Origin of the sequence: Streptomyces sp. GDS52, from assembly GCF_052246875.1 — a bacterium.
GTDB classification, from domain to species: Bacteria; Actinomycetota; Actinomycetes; order Streptomycetales; family Streptomycetaceae; genus Streptomyces; species Streptomyces cathayae.
In genome coordinates, this window is sequence record NZ_CM125966.1 from 830,343 (window position 1) to 849,702 (window position 19,360).

The window sequence follows — 19,360 nt, forward strand, 5'->3', positions numbered from 1 at the left end:
GCGACCCTACCCCGGGCATACCGGGCACGCCGGGGCCGCCGGACGGGCTCAGCTCAGTGCCGGTTCGTCGAGTGTCAGGGTGCCCGCCTCCGCGTCGAGTTCGGCCGGGACGCCGAAGGGGACGGTGAGCGCCCCGTCGCAGTGACCGAAGCCGAACCGCTCGGCCACGGGCACGCCCAGGCCGCCGAGCCGGTCGGCGAGCAGGGCCCGCACCGTCTCGTACGGCCCGCACTGCGCCCAGGAGCCGAGCAGCAGCCCCGCCACCCCGTCGAACCATCCGGCCCGCAGGAGTTGGGTGAGGTACCGGTCGAGCCGGTACGGCTCCTCCCCCACGTCCTCCAGGCACAGCAGCCCGCCGCGCGCGGAGCCTCTGGCGTGCGGGGTGCCGAGGTCGGCGGCGAGCAGGGCGAGGCAGCCGCCGAGGGTGACGCCCCGCGCCCGCCCGGGGACCAGCGCGGTGCCCTCGGGGGAGGTGAGGGTGCGGACGGTCTCCGGGGCAAGGAGGGTCGCCTTCAGGTGGTCCTGCGCGCGTGCGTTCTTGACGAAGTCGATGCCCGCCGCCATCGGCCCGTGCAGGGTGACCAGGCCGAGCCGGGTGGCGAACGCCTCGTGCAGGGCGGTGATGTCGCTGAACCCGACGAACACCTTCGGCCCGGCGGCCCGCATCGCCGTCCAGTCGAGCAGGTCGGCCACGCGCTGCGCGCCGTAGCCGCCCCGGGCGCACATCACCACGTCCACGGCGGGGTCGCACCAGGCGGACTGCAGGTCGGCGGCCCGCTCGGCGTCCGTGCCGGCCAGGTAGTCGAAGTCGCGGTGCCGGCCCAGGACATGGGGGGCGACCACCGGGTCGAGGTCCCAGCCGCGCAGCACGTCGAGACCGGCCTGGAGCCGCTCCTCGGGCACGGGCCCGCTGGGCGCGACGACGGCCACCCGGGCCCCGGGACCGGGCCGGGGCGGCCGCAGCAACGGCTCGACCCTGCTCATTCGGTGAGCTCCAGTACCGGCACGCCGCGCACCGTCAGGCCGAACACCTGGGCGTACAACGACAGTTCCGCCTCCAGGGCGCGCACCATGGTGTCCGCGCGCCGGAAGCCGTGCCCCTCGCCCTCGAAGGCGATGTACGCGTGCGGCACCTTGCCGCCCTCCAGCCGGGCCAGGAACCGCTCGCACTGCGCGGGAGGGCAGATGACGTCGTCCAGGCCCTGGAGCAGCAGGAAGGGGACGGTGAGCCGGTCGGCGTGCGCGGCGGGCGAGCGTTCGGCGTACCGCTCGGGGACCTCGGCGCGCGGGCCGATGAGGCTCTCGAGGTACTCGGACTCGAAGTCGTGGGTCTCCCCCGGGCCCCAGCCCGTCAGGTCGAGCACCGGGTAGAGGATGGTGCCGCAGGCGTAGACGTCGGTCGTGGTGAGGGAGGCGGCCGCGGTCCAGCCGCCGGCGCTGCCGCCGCGGACGGCGAGCCGGTCGCGGTCGGCGGTGCCCTCGTCGGCGAGGGCGAGCGCGACGGCCGCGCAGTCCTCGACGTCGACCACGCCCCACTGCTCGCGCAGCCGTTCGCGGTAAGCACGTCCGTATCCGGTGGAGCCGCCGTAGTCGACCTCCACGACGCCGATGCCGCGTGAGGTGAGGTAGGCGATCCCCAGGTCGAGCACGAGGGGAGCCCGGCCGGTGGGTCCGCCGTGCGCCCGGATCACGTACGGCGGCAGTTGGCCGTCGGGCGCGACGCAGTCGGGGTGGTGCGGCGGGTACACGTGGGCGTGGATCTCCCGGCCACCCGGACCGGTGAAGGTGCGGGCCTGCGGGTCGGGGTAGTGGGCGGGGTCCACGGCGTCCTTGTGCGGGGCGCCGATCACCCGGGTCCTGCCGGTGCGGGTGTCCAGTTCCACCACCTCGGGGGCGCTGCGGGGCCCGGCGCCGACGGCGACGACCCGCTCTCCGTGCGCCGCGAGCGTGGGCGCGAACTCGGTCCAGGGCCCGGCGGCGTCGACGACCTCGCCCGTCTCGGGGTCGAGTATGCCGAGCGCGGTGGCGCCCCGGCCGTGCACGACGGCGATCAGACCGCTGTCCAGCGGGGTGAACCAGCGCGACCCCGGCTGCCACAGCGGGCCGCCGAACTCCTCCTCGCGCGGGCAGACCGGTTCGCCGTCGCGGTAGAGGTTCCACCAGCCGGTGCGGTCGCTCGTGTGCAGCAGCCGGCCGTCGTGCGTCCAGTCGGCCTGGGCGATGGACTCGTCGGGGCCGCCGGCCACGGTGCGGGCGTGGTGCAGGGTGCCGTCGGGTGCGGCCTCGGCGAGACGCAGTTCGGTGCCGTCCCACGGCATGCGCGGGTGGTCCCAGGCCAGCCAGGCGACGTGCCGCCCGTCGGGTGACAGTCGCGGACCGGTGACGAACCGGTGCCGGTCGTCGGTGAGTTCACGGACGGCGCCGCGGTCCTCGGCGGCCGAGCCGTCCAGCGGTACGGCGGCCAGGACGCGGCGCACCTCGCTCGGTCCGTCGCCGGTGAACTCCTCCAGGACGCACCACACCTCGCCGCGGTCCGGCAGCAGCGTCGGCTCGGCCCAGCGCAGCCCCTGCCCCACCGGGGAGAGCGGGGTCAGCGGACGCGGCTCACCGCCGGGTTCACAGCGGTAGAGGCGCTGGTCGGCGAAGTTCACGAAGACCACGAGAGGGTCGTCGTCCCGGACGAACCCGGCCCAGGGCCGTCCGCCGTACTCGACGACCCGGCTGCGCACGTTCCACGGCGCCGGCAGCACGGACTCCTCGGTTCCGTCGGAGTGCCGGCGCACCAGGGTGCGCCGGCCGCCCTCGGCGGGCCGGGGCTCGGTCCACCACACCTCGTCCCCGACGAACCCCACGAACTCGGGCTTCCCGTCGTGTGCCGCGGCCGTGGCCGCGTCGATGGGCGAGGGCCACTCGCCGTAGGGCAGGGTCTGCACCGTTTCCCCCATTTCGCTCAGACCGTCCGCAGGAACCGGTCGAGGACGCGGACACCGAAGTGGAGCGCCTCGACCGGGACGCGCTCGTCGACTCCGTGGAAGAGGGCCTGGTAGTCGAAGCCCTCCGGCAGTTTCAGCGGGGCGAACCCGTAACCGGTGATGCCGAGGCGGGAGAACTGCTTGGCGTCCGTGCCGCCGGACATGCAGTACGGCACGGGGTGCCCCTCGGGTGCGAACTCCTGCACGGCGGCCCGCATCCGCGCGAACGTCGTCGAGTCCAGCGGTGCCTCGAGAGCCGGCTCGCGGTGCTCGAACTCCCAGTCCACGTCCGGCCCCGTGAGCCGGTCCAAGGTGGCGCGGAACTCGTCCTCCCCACCGGGCAGGAACCGTCCGTCGATGTGGGCCACGGCCTGTCCGGGGATCACGTTGAGCTTGTAACCGGCGTCCAGCATCGTCGGGTTGCTGCTGTTGCGGAGGGTGTGCTCGACGAGTTTCGCCGCCGGGCCCAGCTTGGTGAGCAGCGTGTCCACGTCGGACAGGTCGGGGTCGACGCCGTACAGGGCGGCGAGTTCGGTGAGTGCCGCACGGACCGTCGGGGTCAGCCGCAGCGGCCACTCGTACTCGCCTATGCGGGTGACCGCGGCGGCGAGGCGGGTCACCGCGTTGTCCCGGTTGACCTTGGAGCCGTGCCCGGCCCGCCCGCGCGCGGTCAGCTTCAGCCAGGCCGTACCGCGCTCCCCCGCCGCGATCGGGTAGAGCTGCCGGCCGGCGCCGTCGTGGACGGTGAAGGCGCCCGATTCGCTGATCCCCTCGGTGCAGCCCTCGAAGAGCGCCGCGTGCCGGTCGGCGAGGAACCCGGAGCCGTCCTCGGCGCTGGCCTCCTCGTCCGCGGTGAACGCGATCACGATGTCGCGCCGGGGCCGCACGCCCTGCCGTGCCCAGGCCCGCACCACGGCGAGGATCATCGCGTCCATGTTCTTCATGTCGACGGCGCCGCGGCCCCAGACCACCCCGTCGCGCACCTCGCCGGAGAACGGGTGCACGCTCCAGTCGGCGGCCTCGGCCGGTACGACGTCGAGGTGGCCGTGGACGAGGAGCGCGTCGGCCGTCGGGTCGGTGCCCGCGAGGCGCGCGACGACGTTGGTCCGGCCGGGGGTGCGCTCCAGCAGCACCGGCTCCAGGCCCGCCCCGGCGAGCCGCTCCGCCGCGTACTCGGCGGCGGGCCGCTCCCGGCAGTCGCCCCCGCCCCTGTTGGTGGTGTCGATCCGGATGAGTTCGGAGGTGAACGTCACGACCTCGTCCAGGGCACGTTCGTCAGCCATACTGCTCCTCCACCGCGGCCGAGGCGATCGTGGTGACCGCCTTGAAAGTGCGGATCCCGTCGTGCATGGTCCCGCTCGTGTACGCCACCTTCCGCTCGCCGGCGCGGATCACGCCCGGCACCACGGTGACGGCCATCGCCAGGTGCTCCGCGTCGAACTCCACCTCGACGGTGAAGGGGCCGGCCGCCACCGGCTCCCGGCGGCCCGCCAGCGCGGCGGCCTCCTTCGCCGCGGCCCGGATGTCGGCGGCCGTCCGGGCGGGCGTGCGGCACACGGCCGCGTACCGCGACACATGGTCCTTGACCGCGACCTTCAGCGCCCCCGGCGCGTAGCCGAGGGCGTCCTCGCAGGCCACGTCGTCGCCGGTGACCAGGACGACCGGCACCCCGTACTCGGCGACCACGGCCGCGTTGAGCAGGCCCTCGCTGGCCCGTTCGCCGTTCAGCCACACTCCGGTGATGGAGTTGGCGAGGTAGGTGTGCGCGAGGACGCCCTCCATGCCGGCTCCCGCGTGGTAGCCGATGAACGCGATGCCGTCCACGTCGCCGTGCTGCACGCCCTCCACCATGGACAGCGACTTGTGCCGCCCGGTGAGCATCTCGGCCCGCTCGTCGAGCCGCTCCAGGAGCAGGTTGCGCATGCTCCAGTGCGCCTCGTTGATCAGCACCTCGTCGGCGCCGCCGTCGAAGAAGCCCCGCACGGCGGCGTCGACGTCGGAGGTGAACATCGACCGGCAGCGCTCCCACTGCGGTGTGCCCGGCAGCACGTCGGCGGGCCAGGTGACGCCGGTGGCGCCCTCCATGTCCGCGCTGATGAGGATCTTCATGCGCTCACGCTACGTCGTGGTGCCGAAGCGCGGCCAGGCCTGTGGAAAACTCTCACCGGGCCAGACCAATGACGGCCCGCTCGCCTCGCTGAGGGATTCCTGGGTGTGGTGCGCAAGCCGCCGACAGGACGGTTCTCGCGCCCCGCCGCAGACGGGCTCGCAGACCTGGTGGTGCGGCAGGAGTTCACACATGCCGGAGACGGCCGGCGGTGCGCTCCCGCAGAAGCAGCCACGGCTCGGCGGTGGAGTCGTCCGCGGCGCGGGCTGCGTGGCCCTCGAGGAGGGTGCGACAGGCGGCGGCTCCCGCTCGGCCGGTGGCCGTCGGGCGGTCGGAGTCGGTCGGGCGGTCGGAGTCGGTCGGGTCCGCAAGAGATCGGGCCATGGCCTTCCATGCCTTGTCCGCGTTCGGTGCGGTGGACACTGCGCCTCCCCGGAAAACCGGAAAATGGGGTCAGGAAGTCAGGAAGTGACGTGCGTGGACACGCGCGTGAAGCCCCGGCAGGGGCTCACGGCCCGCTCGAAGGCGTGCGGGAGGCTCCGGGCACCGGGGGGACCGAGCGGGCGCGGATCTCGTGGAACGCGATCCGCGCACTCCGGTGTGCCGGAGGTACGGGTGGTCACCGTCTCCGCGCCGGACAGCGCGGCGTCGGCCCGGCCGTGTCCGCAGTCCGGTGCGAGGTTCTCCCCGCGCATGACACCTCCTCGGCAGCACTGTCCCACAGAATAGAACAAACGTTCCCTTGATCGGGTGAGCGACATCTTCGGTCACTCTCCCGATCAGTTCCGGACTCCCGATTTGGGGGCCGGGCGAGGGGGTGATTGGCTTGCCCCGACCCTTTGAGCACCCTGAGAACTCATGTCCTGGAGGAAATCGATGGCGCAGGTCGAGGCCACTACGGAGCGGATCGTCGCGGCGGACGCGGAGACGGTGTTCGACGCCATCGCCGACTACAGCGGCACGCGCGCGAGGCTGCTGCCCGAGCAGTTCAGCGAGTACGAGGTCCGGGAGGGCGGCGACGGGGAGGGCAGCCTCGTCCACTGGAAGCTCCAGGCCACCAGCAAGCGCGTCCGCGACTGCCTCCTGGAGGTCACCGAGCCGAGCGACGGCGAACTGGTCGAGAAGGACCGCAACTCCTCCATGGTCACCGTCTGGCGCGTCACCCCGGCCGGCGAGGGCAGGTCCCGGGTCGTCGTGACCACCACGTGGACGGGTGCGGGCGGCATCGGCGGCTTCTTCGAGAGGACCTTCGCACCCAAGGGGCTCGGGCGCATCTACGACGCGCTGCTCGCCAGGCTGGCCGCCGAGGTCGAGAAGTAGCCGCCGCTTCAAGAAGCCGGTCACGAGGGGAGGTTGGCCCCCGGGCCGCTCTCCTCACCGGTTCGGGTGATCTCCGCACCGACCTTCCGCATGCCGTAACTCGTCGCGCTTGCTCGTAGTTGTCGCTTTTACGCGGGAATTGTGTGGCAGCGCGACGAGGGGAGCGGCACGTGGGCGGTACCGGCGGGATCACTCTGACGCAGGACGAACCGGTCGCGGCGGCGATCCCGTCGGCCGAGCGCCCGCCTCCGGAACGGACTCACGGGCCGGGTCCGGAGCCGGCCTTGGGGTACGGCGCGGAGTACGGTCCGGAGTACGCCGCGCAGTACGACGCGCAGTACGGCCCGGATGACGACGCGGAACCCGGTGCGGAGCCCGATCAGGGGCCGGTGGGCCCGGCGTTGAGCCGGCGCAGGGTGCGGCTGGTGTTCTTCGCGCTGATGCTGGCGCTGCTGCTCGCCGCCCTCGAGCAGATGATCGTCGCCACCGCCCTGCCGAAGATCGTCGGCGAACTGCACGGCCTGGACCGGATGTCCTGGGCGATCACCGCCTATCTGCTCACCGCCACCATCGGACTGCCGATCTACGGCAAACTCGGCGACCTGTTCGGCCGCAAGGGCGTCTTCCAGTTCGCGATCGTCGTCTTCGTCGTCGGCTCCGCGCTCGCGGGCCGGGCACAGACCATGGACCAGCTGATCGCCTACCGCGCGGTGCAGGGCGTCGGCGCGGGCGGGCTGATGATCGGCGTCCAGACGATCATCGCGGACATCGTGCCCGCACGGGAACGCGGCCGGTTCATGGGCCTGATCGGTGCCGCCTTCGGCCTCGCCTCGGTCGCCGGGCCGCTGCTCGGCGGCTACTTCACCGACCATCTCTCATGGCGCTGGTGTTTCTACTTCAACGTGCCCTTCGGCGTCCTGACCCTGATCGTCGTCGCCCTGGTGCTGAAGCTCCCCAAGCCCTCCGCCAGGCCCCGGCTGGACGTCCTCGGCGCGCTGCTGCTGGCCACGGCCTCCACCTGCCTGGTGCTGCTGACCAGTTGGGGCGGGAGCGAGTACGCCTGGGACTCACGCGTCGTCCTCGGTCTCGGCGCGGGCGGCGCGGCGGCCACCGTGCTCTTCCTCGTCGTCGAGCGCTTCGCCGCCGAACCCCTCATCCCGCTCCGGCTGTTCAGGGATTCCGTCTTCAACGTCACCGCCCTGGTCGGGCTGGTGATCGGCGTCGCCCTGTTCGGCGCGGCCAGCTACCTGCCGACGTACCTGCAGATGGTCGACGGGGCCACGGCCACCGAGTCGGGCCTGCTGATGCTGCCCATGATGGCCGGCATCGTCGGCGCCTCCATCGTCTCGGGGCAGCTCATCAGCCGGACCGGCCGCTACCGGAGCCACCCCCTGCTCGGCGCCGTCCTCTCGATCGCCGGCATGTGGCTGCTGTCCCGTCTCGAACCCGACACTCCCCGGCTGCACTACAGCATCTGGATGGCCGTCCTCGGCGCCGGCATCGGCATGGTGATGCCCGTCCTGGTCCTCGCCGTGCAGAACTCCGTGCGCCCCGGCGACCTCGGCACCGCCACCAGCGCCAACAACTACTTCCGGCAGATCGGCGGCAGCGTCGGCGCCGCGGTCTTCGGCACCCTCTTCACCGGCCGGCTCACCGACGCGCTCGCCGAGCGGCTCCCGGCGGGGGAGGGCGCGGGGCTGCCCGACGCCGAGTCGATCACCCCGCAGCTCGTGCACGCGCTGCCGCCCGCACTGCGCGACCTCTACATCCAGGCCTACGCCGACGCCATGCCGCGCATCTTCCTCTACCTGGTGCCGGTGCTCGTCCTCGGTCTGTTCATCACCTTCTTCCTCAAGGAGAAACCCCTGGTGTCCCACTACGCCCCCACCGCCGGCCCGACAGCGGAAACGCCGCACACGGCGGCCCCCGTGCCGCCGGCCAGGTCGCCGCACGCCGCGGGCATCGCCGTCTGCGGCACCGTCCAGCATCCGGACGGAACCGTGGTACCGCGCGCCGCGCTCACCCTCATCGACGTCGCCGGGCAGCAGATCGGGCGGGGCGCGAGCGGTGCCGACGGGCGGTACGCGCTGGCCACCCCCGGCCCGGGATCGTACGTCCTGATCGCCGCCGCGGGCGGGCACCAGCCGCAGGCGGTCTCGGTGACCGTCGGCGAGCGGCCCGTCGAACTGGACGTCGTCCTCGGGGGCGCGGGCCGCCTCGCCGGCTGTGTGCTCACCGCCGACGGCTCGCCCGTACGGGACGCCATCGTGACCCTGACCAACGTCCACGGCGAGGTCGTCGCCACCACCCGCAGCGGCCGGGAGGGCGGCTACGAGATCACCGAGCTGGTGGCCGGTGAGTACACCCTCGCCGCGAGCGCGCCCGCGTTCCGCCCGGCCGCACTCCCCGTCACCGTCCAGGCCGCCCGGGAGACCCGTCAGGACGTCGAACTGGCCGGCGGCGCCGTGCTGCGCGGCACCGTGCGGGCCGGCGGCGGGCGGGCCGTGGAGGACGCGCGCGTGACCCTGCTGGACGCGGCGGGCAACGTGGTCGACACCCTCACCACCGGACCGGACGGAACCTTCCGGTTCGTCGACCTGTCGTCCGGCGAGTACACCGTCATCGCCGCCGGCTACCCGCCGGTCGCGACCGTGCTCCAGGTCGCCGGGGGCGGCCGCACCGAACGGGACCTGCAACTGGGCCACGAGGACTGAGAAGACCGAGAGGACCGAGAGGAGTGCTCACGGGCTGGACCCGGATGCCAACCCGGTGGGCAATTCCCGTATTGCCTCACATCGCCACCAGCCGTGGCCGTACGGTGGTGACGGCGGTACAGATCTTGGGAGCCGTGGGGAGAGAGGGCCTGGGCCATGGACCGTGGCACCAAGCGGGACGCACCGGTCGACCAGGGAGGCCAGGACGGCGAGTCGACCGAGGCCCTCGGCGCCGGCCGCATCCCGCTGGCCGTCGTCGTGGTGGACCGCGACGGGCTCGTCTCGCACTGGGGTGCGGGAGCGCGGCGCCTGTTCGGGCTCGCCAAGGATGACGCCCTCGGCCGCTCCGCCGCCGATCTGCTGCCCGTCTCCGGGGCCCTCCCCGACGGCGGCGAGGGGGAGGGCGGGCCGGGCGCCCGGCCCGGTTCACCCGGCTCGTACGGTTCGTACGCAGCCTCCGACGGTCCCGGCCCTGGCCTCGAGTCCTCCCTCGACCAGGGCCTCTCCTATCCGGCCGCGGGCCGTGCCCGCCTCGCCGCCACCGCCGACGTGCCCCGGTCCGGCCGGGTCGACGTGCTGTGGTGGGCCTACCCGCTGATAGGCCCCGGGCGTGAACGGCTGCTGGTGCTCGCCGCCGACGCGGAGGCGCTGCACGGCGAGGAGACGGAGGTGTTCCAGCGGATCGCCCCCGGATTCGCCCTGCACACCGACTTCCCCGGCTCCGCGGACCTGGCCCGCCGGCTCTCCGAGATCCTGCCCAGCATGAGCGTCGAGGAGAGCGCCCGCATCGTCACCCAGGTCCTCGAACTGGGCTATCCCGTGCTTGAGTTCAGCCAGAACGACCGGGTGCCCGTCACCCCCGACTGGGGGGTGCCCCGGCGCGCCGAGCGTACGGCGCGCCGGGAGCGGGCGGCACGGGCCCGCGCGGCCGGCGAGCCGATGCCCGAGGAACTGCGGGGCGAGGTCGAGGACCTCGAGTACGCCGCCGTCCGCGAGCACCTGGAGTTCCTCAACGAGGTCAGCTCCCGGATCGGCACCTCCCTCGACCTGTCGCGGACCGTCGTCGAGGTCAGCAAGGCCGTCGTGCCCCGCTTCACCGACGTCGCCGGCACCTATCTGCGGGAACAGGTCGTCGCCGGCGAGGGGTTCGACGAGGGCGTGCCCGACACCACCACCCTGTGGCACCGGGTCGCCCTCGAGCACACCGACGAACCCGGCCGCTGGGACGACGTCGTGCCCGTCGGCGAGGCCATGCCCTTTCCGGCCCACACACCGTTCTTCCGGTGCATGACCACGGGCGAGCCCGTCCTCGTGCCGCGCATCACCGAGGAGATGGGCCACGCCATCGCCTCGCAGTTCGAGAAGCGCGACATCCGCCCGCTGATCACCGGCCGCTCCATGCTGGTCGTGCCGCTGAAGGCACGCAACGCCGTGCTCGGCTTCATGATCCTGCTGCGCCACCCGAAGCGGCGGGACTTCAACGACATGGACCGGGTCACCGGCGCCGAACTCGCCGCCCGCGCGGGCCTGGTGCTCGACAACGCGCGCATGTACACGTACCAGGAGAACGTCGCCGAGACGCTGCAGGAGAGCATGCTCCCGCACATCCCGCCGCGCATGGCGGGCTGCGACATCGCCACCCGCTACCTGCCGGGCACCCTGCTCGGCCGGGTCGGCGGCGACTGGTTCGACTCGGCGAAACTGCCCGGCGCCCGCACCGCGTTCGTCGTCGGCGACGTCATGGGTCATGGCCTGAACTCGGCTGCCATGATGGGCCAGTTGCGTACGGCCGTGCAGACCATGGCGGCGCTGGACCTGCCGCCCGCGCAGTTGCTGCGCAATCTCGACGACCTCGCGCAGCGGCTCGGCGACACCTACCTGGCGACCTGCCTGTACGCCGTCTACGACCCCATCGCGAGCGAGCTCCACCTCGCCAACGCCGGGCACCTCCCGCCGGTCCTGGTCCGTGCGGCGGACGGCCGCAGCGAACTGCTCGACCTGCCCACCGGCGCCCCGATCGGCGTCGGCGGAGTGCCCTTCGAGGCGGTACGCGTGCGGGTGGAGCCCGGCGACCGGCTGGTGATGTGCACGGACGGGCTGGTCGAGGTGCGCGGCGAGGACATCGGTGCCGGCCTCGCCACGCTGTGCGCGTCCGCCGCCCACCCGGCCGCGTCCATGGACGCGGCCTGCGACACCATCATCCGCTCCCTCGCGGCGACGTTCTCACAAGCGGGGCGCGGCGGCCGCAAGGACGACGTGGCCCTGCTGATGGCACGTCTGAGCGGCATCGAGCCCGACCACGTCGCCGAGTGGCGGCTCGTCCCCGACCCGTCGGAGGTCGCCCGGGCCCGCGCCATGGTCCGCGAGCAGCTGCACGCGTGGGGTGTGGGCAAGCCGGCCGGCCATGCCGAGCTGATGGTCAGCGAACTCGTCACCAACGCCGTACGGCACGCCCACGCCCGGCCCGTCGCCCTCCGCCTCGTCCACGGCGACACCCTGCTGTGCGAGGTCGAGGACGACGACCACGAACTGCCGACGCTGCTCGACGCCGAGCCGACGGACGAAGCCGGGCGCGGCCTGCGGGTGGTCAGCACGCTCGCGCGGGAGTGGGGCACCAGCCGGACCACCTCCGGCAAGACCGTGTGGTTCGAACTGGCCCTGCCGCGCCGATGACCCTGCCGCGCCGGTGACCCTGCCGCGCCGCCGAGCCGACGCGAACGAGGCGTGAAGGAATGCGCCGTGTGCCGGTCCGCGCGCCGCCCCACCCGCGCGGAGCTGCCCCACCGCGTCCGGCCCGCCGGGGCGGCCGAGCCGCCGCTCCCCGGATCCCCCGGGCCCGGCCCGCCCCAACTCTCCCTCCTTCGGACGCGTTCGAGGGCATCGGGCAACCCGATCGGGTCACGTGTCGCGAGAACGCGTTCATCCGGGGGCGCATTCCGGGACGATGCCGCGTGGACCGTGAGTCCCTCGGTTCACCGACCCCCCGCCCTGGGAGGCCCCATGAGGAAACGCGCAGCAGTGCTGTGCAGTGCCGCCGCCGTCGTGGCCGGGAGCCTGACGGCCCTGCCCGCCGAAGCGGCCGCGCCGAGCGGCGCCGACGCGTTCCGCGCGGCGAAGCCGGTGTGGAAGGAGTGCGGCACCGAGAGCCATCCGACGCTGCAGTGCGCGTCCGTCGAAGTGCCGCTCGACCACGCCCGTCCCGACGGACGGAGGATCACGCTCGCGCTGTCCCGCGTGCCGCACACCGCGAAGACGTACCAGGGGCCTCTCCTGGTGAACCCGGGCGGCCCCGGCGGCAGCGGGCTGACGCTCGCCGGGTTCGTCGCGGCCTCGCTGCCGAAGGAGGTGGCCGCCCAGTACGACGTGATCGGCTTCGACCCGCGCGGTGTGGGTGCGAGCAAGCCCGCGCTGGACTGCGCGCCGGGCCACTTCGGCCCGGTGCGGCCGAACCCGGTGCCGAGCACACCCATGGTGGAGCGGGCCAACCTCGAACGCGTGAAGTCGTTCGCCGACGCCTGCGGCAAGAAGTACGCGGATCTGCTGCCGCACGTGAACACGGTCAGCTCGGCCCGCGACATGGACGTGATCCGGCAGACGCTGGGCACGCAGCAGATCAATTACCTCGGCTACTCCTACGGCACCTATCTGGGCGCCGTGTACGCCAAGCTGTTCCCGGAGCGGGTGCGGCGCCTGGTCCTGGACTCGATCGTCGACCCCACCGAGGTGTGGTACGACTCCAACCTGAGCCAGGACCGCGCCTTCGACGAGCGCCACCACGCCCTCATGGCCTGGATCGCCGAGCACGACGCCACCTACGGGCTCGGCACCGACGCGAAGAAGATCGAGGCCAGGTGGTACGCGATGCGCGCGGCCCTGGCCGAGGAACCGGCCGACGGCAAGGTGGGCGCCGCCGAGCTGGAGGACACCTTCCTCCCGGGCGGCTACTACAACGGCTACTGGCCCTACCTGGCGGAGGCGTTCGCGGCGTATGCGAACGACGGCGACGCCGAGCCGCTGATCCGGACGTACGAGGCCTTCGGCGCGGTCGACGCCGCCGGCGACAACGGCTACAGCGTCTACACGGCGGTCGAGTGCCGGGACGCGTCCTGGCCGCGGGACTGGCGGCAGTGGCGCAAGGACAACCGGGAGGTGCACGAGGAGGCGCCGTTCATGACCTGGAACAACGCCTGGTACAACGCACCGTGCGCGTTCTGGCCGGCCCCGTCGCTGCGGCCGGTGGACATCGCCAACGGGAAGCTGCCGCCGACGCTGCTGTTCCAGGCCACCGGCGACGCGGCCACTCCGTACCGGGGCGGTGTGACGGTCCACCGGCTGCTCGCCCGCTCCAGCCTGGTGGTCGAGGAGCACGGCGGCAACCACGGCGTCACGCTGAGCGGCAACGCCTGCCTCGACGGGCATCTGGCGGCGTACCTGACCGACGGGACCGTGCCACGCGGTCCCGGGCAGGCCGACGCGGTGTGCGACGCCCTGCCCGATCCGACGCCTCGGACGTCGAAGGCGACGCCGGGCACGGCACGCGGTTCGACCCTGCACGGCCTGCTCGGCTTCCGCCGCTGAGCGATTGAGCCGCTGAGCCGCTGACGGGCCGACCGGCCGAGGGGCGCCGGCGTCGGCGTCGGCGTCCCTCGGCCGGCCCCGCTACCTCTGGCCGGGGATGTGCGGTCCGGATGCCCGGCGTTGCCGGGGGATCCGGGCCAGGGCGTGGACCGCCGCCTCGGCCAGCGCCGGGTGGGCGAGGGCCTCGTTCAGGACGGGTTCGGCGCGGGCGTCGCCGAGTTCGCCCAGCCCGTCCACACACGCGAGGGCGACCCGGCGGTACGGGTCGTGGGGGCGCAGCCGGCGCCGCAGGGTGGTGATCAGGGCGGGCACCGCTTCCGGGGCGCGCAGTTCGACCAGCAGGCGTACCGGGTGCAGGGCGTAGGCGACACGGAGTTCGTTGGTGGCGAGCGCGGCGGCGGCGCGGGCGGTGCGCGGATCGCCGAGCCGGGCCAGCGCGTACGCGGCGGCGGCGCAGCGCGGGGGGTCGCGGTGGTTGAGGAGGAGCACCAGGGACTCGAAGGCCCGCCGGTCCCCCGCCGACCCCAGCCGGAAGGCGGCCAGTTCCCTGGCCCACAGCGGCTGCCCGGGTTCGGTGAGCGCGGCGGCCAGGGCGTCGGGGTCCTCGACCGCCAGGAGCCGGTCGAGGTCCGCCGAGCCGGACGCCTCGGCCCGTAAGCGCTCCGTGAGCGAACGCAACTCTTCGTCCATGCACCAGAGGTTAGGGGTCGGGGAGGCCGGTCGGGACGTACATCACAAACACCGGGGGCTGGCGCGCTCGTTACCCGCAAGTTAAGCTCAGAGGAGCGAGTGACCCACTCGTGTTCTGCTTCTCGTTTCTCCTCACGGTGGTCTGGTGACGCAACCACGGTGAGTGCAGTCGGTTCGGTACTCGTGTACCGCAGTACGGCTCGGCCCCGGGACAGGGCCGGTCGGACCGCCGTCTCCGGGCGTGTACGCGCCCGCCGCGACGGCACCGGGCGTGTGCGCTCGCAGCCCGGCATCACCCGCACTCCGCACGCACCCCGGTGCGCCCTCGGCGCATCCGGGCGCGGTTTCCGTCGTCACCCTCATTCCTGGAGTCCCTCGATGGCCACTCCCCTGTCCCCCCAGTCCGGCGCTCCCGCGTCCCCGTTCAGGACCGTCGCCGTCGTCGGCCTCGGCACCATGGGCACCGGCATCGCCGAGGTCCTGGCCAAGGCCGGCCGCACGGTCGTCGGCGTCGACATCAGTGCGGCCCAGGCCGCACGGTGCGTCGCCACCCTGGAGTCCTCGACCGCCCGCGCCGTGGAGCGCGGACGGCTCAGCGCGCAGCAGCGCACGGACCTCCTCGCCCGCGTGACCACCTCGACCGACCTCACCACGGCGGCCGACGCCGATCTGGTGATCGAGGTGGTGCCGGAGTCGTACGGGATCAAGCAGCAGATCTTCCGTGAACTCGACGCCGTCGTGCGGCCGGAGACGATTCTGGCGACCGGTACCAACGCCCTGTCGGTCACCCGCCTCGCCGCCGAATCGGCTCGCCCCGAGCGCGTGTTGGGCCTGCACTTCTTCAACCCCGCCCCGGCGATGAAGCTGGTGGAGGTCGTCTCCTCGGTGCTGACCGCGCCGGAGGCGGTCACCGCGGTCACCGATCTCGCCCTGGACCTGGGCAAGGAGCCCGTCGCGGTGGGCGACCGGCCCGGATTCGTCGCCGACGGGCTGCTGTTCGGCTACCTCAACCAGGCCGCCACGATGTACGAGGCGCACTACGCCTCCCGCGAGGACATCGACGCGGCGATGCGGCTGGGCTGCGGTCTGCCCATGGGTCCGCTGGCGCTGCTCGACCTGATCGGCGTGGACACCGCGCGTACGGTCCTGGAGGCCATGTACGCGGAGTCCCACGACCGGTTGCACGCGCCGGCCCCGATCCTCAAGCAGCTGAGCGAGGCGGGGCTGACGGGCCGTAAGGCCGGGCGTGGCTTCTACACGTACGAGGAGCCGGGCAGTGCCGTCGTCGTGCGGGACGCGCTGACCCCCCTGGCGGGCGGTTCCCCCGTCGCGGCCCGGCCGGTCCGCTCGGTGGGGGTGGCGGGCTCGGGCACCATGGCCTCCGGTATCGCCGAAGTGTTCGCGAAGGCCGGCTACGAGGTGGTCCTGGCCGCCCGCAGCGACGAGAAGGCACAGGGCGCCAAGGCGCGTGTCGGCACGTCCCTGGCGCGCTCCGTCGACAAGGGGCGGATGACCGCCGAGGTCGCCGCCCAGGCCCTCGAGCGCATCCGGCCGACGAGCACCTATGACGACTTCGCCGACGTGGACCTGGCGGTCGAGGCGGTCGCCGAGGAACTGGAGGTCAAGCAGCAGCTGTTCGCCGCGCTGGACAAGGTCTGCAAGCCGGGCGCGGTGCTCGCCACCACCACCTCGTCCCTGCCCGTGATCGCCTGCGCCCGGGCCACCTCGCGTCCGCAGGACGTGATCGGCATGCACTTCTTCAACCCGGCACCGGCCATGAAGCTGGTCGAGGTGGTCCGCACGGTGCTGACCGCCGACGACGTCCACGCGACGGTGCACGAGGTCTGCCGGACGATCCGCAAGCACGCCGTGGACTGCGGCGACCGGGCCGGGTTCATCGTCAACGCGCTGCTGTTCCCGTATCTCAACAACGCGGTCAAGATGGTGCAGGAGCACTACGCCTCCCTCGACGACATCGACGCCGCGATGAAGCTGGGCGGCGGCTACCCGATGGGCCCCTTCGAGCTGCTGGACGTCGTCGGGCTGGACGTCTCGCTCGCGATCGAGAAGGTCCTGCACCGCGAGTTCCGCGACCCGGGGCTCGCCCCGGCGCCGCTGCTGGAGCACCTGGTGGCCGCGGGCTGCCTCGGCCGCAAGACCGGCCGTGGCTTCCGCGAATATGTCAAGCGCTGAGCAGCACCACCTGGACGACTGGTTCCGCGGCGCCGCCCAGTGGGGCGGGCTGCTGGACCCCGGCCGGTTCGCGCAGCCCACGGGCCGCACGGCTTCCCCGCCCCCGGAGGGCGGGGAAGCCGCAGGTCCCGCGCGCCGGGCCGCGCCCATGCAGTACGTTCGGGGCATGTCCCAGCCCGCCAAGTCCGCCCGTACACCAGCCACGACCGAGCCGCCGGAGCGTTCCGCAGGCAGTCGCGCAGCCGCCCAGCGGCTCAAGATGCGCCGGGAACTGGCGGCCGCCGCGATGGAGCTGTTCGCGACCAAGGGGTACGAGGCCACCACCGTCGACGAGATCGCGGCCGCGGCCGGGGTCGCCCGCCGCACCTTCTTCCGGCACTTCCGCTCCAAGGAAGAGGCGATCTTCCCGGATCACGACGACACCCTGGTGCGCGCCGAGGCGGTGCTCAACGCCGCGCCGGCGCACGAGCATCCGCTCGACACGGTGTGCCGCGGCATCAAGGAGGTCATGCGGATGTACGCGGCGCGGCCGGAGATCTCCGTCGCCCGCTACCGGTTGACGCGCGAGGTGCCCACGCTGCGCGAGGCGGAGATCGCCTCGGTGGCCCGTTACGAGCGTCTCTTCACCCGTTATCTGCTCGGCCACTTCGACGAGCACGCGAACGACGAGGACACCGGCGACGAGCCGCTGCTGGCGGAGGTCGCGGCGTCCGCCGTGGTCACCGCGCACAACCATGTGCTCCGGCGCTGGCTCAGGGCGGACGGCCAGGGCGATGTGGAGGCGGAGCTCGACCACGCCTTCTCGATCGTCCGCAGGACCTTCGGGAGCGGGATCATGGCGGGCCGCCGCGCCGCGCCGCCGAAGCCGCCCGCCGCGTCGGTGTCCGACCGGGGCGAGGTGCTGGTGACGGTCGCCCGCACCGACGCCCCGCTCGACGAGGTGATGCGGACCATCGAGCAGGCCCTGAAGGAGCGCTGAGAGAGCCGGGAGAACGCCGAGGGGCACCCGGCGCCCACTGAGCACCTCTCACCGCTGTGACGACGGCCACCCCCACGGGGTGGCCGTTTTGCCATGTCAGAGCCCCTTTTGACGCCCTCTCCGCACACCATTCGATCGATCATCGCTCATTTGTCACGTAAAGATTTCATCTGAGACCGATTACTGGCACCCAGTGCCTTGCGCCCTGTCACGCCGTGCCATACGTTGAAGGAGTCCGGGCGGCCGGCGCGCAGCGACCATTCGTGCGCCGGCTGTCCCAGCAAGCCTCTCCCAGGCCTGCCCGCCCGGATGCCTGCGTCACAGGCACCTCCCGCGCCACAAAGCGCTGCCGAAGCACCACCCCCGCCGAACCGACGGCATCCCCTCCACCCCTCAGCAGCACCGACGTAACCCTCAGCGCCCCTCCCTCATCAGGGCCGCTCACCGCCGGAGGCAACACCGTGACCGTCAAGGACATCCTGGCCGCGATCCAGTCGCCCGACTCCACGTCGGAGGACTTCGCCGCCCTGCCGCTGCCCGAGTCGTACCGTGCGATCACCGTGCACAAGGACGAGACGGAGATGTTCTCCGGCCTCGCCACCCGCGACAAGGACCCCCGCAAGTCGATCCACCTCGACGACGTGCCCGTGCCCGAACTCGGCCCGGGCGAAGCCCTGGTGGCCGTCATGGCCTCCTCGGTCAACTACAACTCGGTGTGGACCTCGATCTTCGAGCCGATGTCGACGTTCGGCTTCCTGGAGCGCTACGGCAAGGTCAGCGAGCTCACCCGGCGCCACGACCTGCCGTACCACGTCATCGGCTCCGACCTCGCGGGCGTCGTCCTGCGCACCGGCCCCGGCGTCAACGCCTGGCGGCCCGGCGACGAGGTCGTCGCGCACTGCCTCTCCGTCGAGCTGGAGTCCTCCGACGGGCACAACGACACGATGCTCGACCCCGAGCAGCGCATCTGGGGCTTCGAGACCAACTTCGGCGGCCTCGCCGAGATCGCCCTGGTCAAGTCCAACCAGCTGATGCCCAAGCCGGGCCACCTCAGCTGGGAGGAGGCCGCCGCCCCGGGCCTGGTCAACTCCACCGCCTACCGCCAGCTGGTCTCCCGCAACGGCGCCCAGATGAAGCAGGGCGACAACGTGCTGATCTGGGGCGCCAGCGGCGGCCTGGGCTCGTACGCCACCCAGTTCGCGCTGGCCGGCGGCGCCACCCCGATCTGCGTCGTCTCCAGCGAGCAGAAGGCCGAGATCTGCCGGAGGATGGGCGCCGAACTGATCATCGACCGCAGCGCCGAGGACTACAGGTTCTGGTCGGACGAGCACACCCAGAACCCGCGCGAGTGGAAGCGCCTCGGCAAGCGCATCCGCGAACTCACCGGCGGCGAGGACGTGGACATCGTCTTCGAGCACCCGGGCCGCGAGACCTTCGGCGCCTCGGTGTACGTCACGCGCAAGGGCGGCACCATCGTCACCTGCGCCTCGACCTCCGGCTACGACCACCAGTACGACAACCGCTACCTGTGGATGTCCCTGAAGAGGATCATCGGCTCCCACTTCGCCAACTACCGCGAGGCCTGGGAGGCCAACCGCCTCATCGCCAAGGGCAGGATCCACCCGACGCTCTCCAAGGTGTACTCCCTCGAGGACACCGGCCAGGCCGCGTACGACGTGCACCGCAACATGCACCAGGGCAAGGTCGGCGTGCTGTGCCTGGCCCCCGAGGAGGGGCTGGGCGTGCGCGACGAGGAGATGCGCGCGCGGCACGTCGACGCCATCAACCGCTTCCGGAACATCTGAGG

General features: G+C 72.7%; 13 protein-coding genes. 7 read left to right on the forward strand and 6 right to left on the reverse strand.

The window, feature by feature from the left end:
* Positions 1 to 48 precede the first annotated feature (48 nt).
* From ACTWJ9_RS03810 to ACTWJ9_RS03830, 5 genes are all read right to left on the reverse strand, one after another.
* On the reverse strand, positions 49 to 984 hold the full coding sequence (locus ACTWJ9_RS03810; RefSeq protein WP_387035613.1) for a S66 peptidase family protein: 936 nt from the start codon (positions 982 to 984) through the stop codon (positions 49 to 51).
* Positions 981 to 2,945, reverse strand: a complete 1,965-nt coding sequence (locus tag ACTWJ9_RS03815) for a prolyl oligopeptidase family serine peptidase (RefSeq protein ID WP_279332611.1) — start codon at positions 2,943 to 2,945, stop codon at positions 981 to 983. The genes ACTWJ9_RS03810 and ACTWJ9_RS03815 overlap by 4 nt, the downstream gene beginning before the upstream one ends.
* Before the next feature lie 5 nt (positions 2,946 to 2,950).
* The gene (locus ACTWJ9_RS03820) at positions 2,951 to 4,255 is read right to left on the reverse strand and encodes a M20/M25/M40 family metallo-hydrolase (protein ID WP_387035610.1); all 1,305 of its coding nucleotides are present in this window, start codon (positions 4,253 to 4,255) and stop codon (positions 2,951 to 2,953) included.
* On the reverse strand, positions 4,248 to 5,081 hold the full coding sequence (locus ACTWJ9_RS03825) for a M55 family metallopeptidase (protein ID WP_279332615.1): 834 nt from the start codon (positions 5,079 to 5,081) through the stop codon (positions 4,248 to 4,250). Before ACTWJ9_RS03825 ends, ACTWJ9_RS03820 begins: the two co-directional genes overlap by 8 nt.
* A gap of 184 nt (positions 5,082 to 5,265) precedes the next feature.
* Entirely contained in the window at positions 5,266 to 5,502 is a 237-nt protein-coding gene (locus ACTWJ9_RS03830) for a hypothetical protein (protein ID WP_443295197.1), read from the reverse strand.
* A gap of 453 nt (positions 5,503 to 5,955) precedes the next feature.
* Here ACTWJ9_RS03830 and ACTWJ9_RS03835 point away from each other — a divergent pair, with 453 nt between their 5' ends.
* The 4 genes from ACTWJ9_RS03835 to ACTWJ9_RS03850 all read left to right on the forward strand — a co-directional run bounded on the left by ACTWJ9_RS03835 (position 5,956) and on the right by ACTWJ9_RS03850 (position 13,691).
* Positions 5,956 to 6,399, forward strand: coding sequence for an SRPBCC family protein (locus ACTWJ9_RS03835; protein WP_279337860.1), 444 nt, complete (start codon positions 5,956 to 5,958; stop codon positions 6,397 to 6,399).
* A gap of 170 nt (positions 6,400 to 6,569) precedes the next feature.
* Entirely contained in the window at positions 6,570 to 9,113 is a 2,544-nt protein-coding gene (locus ACTWJ9_RS03840; RefSeq protein ID WP_443295198.1) for an MFS transporter, read from the forward strand.
* Between the two features lie 156 nt (positions 9,114 to 9,269).
* Entirely contained in the window at positions 9,270 to 11,786 is a 2,517-nt protein-coding gene (locus ACTWJ9_RS03845) for a SpoIIE family protein phosphatase (protein WP_443295199.1), read from the forward strand.
* A gap of 327 nt (positions 11,787 to 12,113) precedes the next feature.
* Positions 12,114 to 13,691: an alpha/beta hydrolase gene (locus ACTWJ9_RS03850; protein ID WP_443295200.1), complete on the forward strand. Its 1,578-nt coding sequence runs from the start codon at positions 12,114 to 12,116 to the stop codon at positions 13,689 to 13,691.
* Positions 13,692 to 13,772: 81 nt separating this feature from the next.
* Here ACTWJ9_RS03850 and ACTWJ9_RS03855 read toward each other — a convergent pair whose 3' ends face one another.
* Complete coding sequence (locus tag ACTWJ9_RS03855; RefSeq protein WP_443295201.1) at positions 13,773 to 14,381, reverse strand: adenylosuccinate lyase; 609 nt, start codon at positions 14,379 to 14,381, stop codon at positions 13,773 to 13,775.
* A gap of 378 nt (positions 14,382 to 14,759) precedes the next feature.
* On the opposite strand from ACTWJ9_RS03855, the gene ACTWJ9_RS03860 reads away from it, so the two are divergent.
* From ACTWJ9_RS03860 to ccrA, 3 genes are all read left to right on the forward strand, one after another.
* The gene (locus ACTWJ9_RS03860; RefSeq protein WP_279332624.1) at positions 14,760 to 16,574 is read left to right on the forward strand and encodes a 3-hydroxyacyl-CoA dehydrogenase family protein; all 1,815 of its coding nucleotides are present in this window, start codon (positions 14,760 to 14,762) and stop codon (positions 16,572 to 16,574) included.
* Between the two features lie 166 nt (positions 16,575 to 16,740).
* Positions 16,741 to 17,553, forward strand: a complete 813-nt coding sequence (locus ACTWJ9_RS03865; RefSeq protein ID WP_279337861.1) for a TetR family transcriptional regulator — start codon at positions 16,741 to 16,743, stop codon at positions 17,551 to 17,553.
* Positions 17,554 to 18,014: 461 nt separating this feature from the next.
* Positions 18,015 to 19,358 carry a crotonyl-CoA carboxylase/reductase gene (gene ccrA, locus ACTWJ9_RS03870; protein ID WP_279332625.1) on the forward strand — a complete coding sequence of 448 codons (1,344 nt, stop codon included), beginning with the start codon at positions 18,015 to 18,017 and terminating at the stop codon, positions 19,356 to 19,358.
* Positions 19,359 to 19,360 lie beyond the last annotated feature (2 nt).

Excerpts from the sequence above, each read along its gene's own strand:
- ACTWJ9_RS03810 (WP_387035613.1), bottom strand. The coding sequence starts at position 984 with ATGAGCAGGGTCGAGCCGTTGCTGCGGCCGCCCCGGCCCGGTCCCGGG.
- ACTWJ9_RS03815 (WP_279332611.1), bottom strand. The coding sequence starts at position 2,945 with ATGGGGGAAACGGTGCAGACCCTGCCCTACGGCGAGTGGCCCTCGCCC.
- ACTWJ9_RS03845 (WP_443295199.1), top strand. The coding sequence starts at position 9,270 with ATGGACCGTGGCACCAAGCGGGACGCACCGGTCGACCAGGGAGGCCAG.
- ACTWJ9_RS03860 (WP_279332624.1), top strand. The coding sequence starts at position 14,760 with ATGGCCACTCCCCTGTCCCCCCAGTCCGGCGCTCCCGCGTCCCCGTTC.
- ACTWJ9_RS03825 (WP_279332615.1), bottom strand. The coding sequence starts at position 5,081 with ATGAAGATCCTCATCAGCGCGGACATGGAGGGCGCCACCGGCGTCACC.
- ACTWJ9_RS03835 (WP_279337860.1), top strand. The coding sequence starts at position 5,956 with ATGGCGCAGGTCGAGGCCACTACGGAGCGGATCGTCGCGGCGGACGCG.
- ACTWJ9_RS03820 (WP_387035610.1), bottom strand. The coding sequence starts at position 4,255 with ATGGCTGACGAACGTGCCCTGGACGAGGTCGTGACGTTCACCTCCGAA.
- ACTWJ9_RS03865 (WP_279337861.1), top strand. The coding sequence starts at position 16,741 with ATGTCCCAGCCCGCCAAGTCCGCCCGTACACCAGCCACGACCGAGCCG.
- ACTWJ9_RS03850 (WP_443295200.1), top strand. The coding sequence starts at position 12,114 with ATGAGGAAACGCGCAGCAGTGCTGTGCAGTGCCGCCGCCGTCGTGGCC.
- ACTWJ9_RS03855 (WP_443295201.1), bottom strand. The coding sequence starts at position 14,381 with ATGGACGAAGAGTTGCGTTCGCTCACGGAGCGCTTACGGGCCGAGGCG.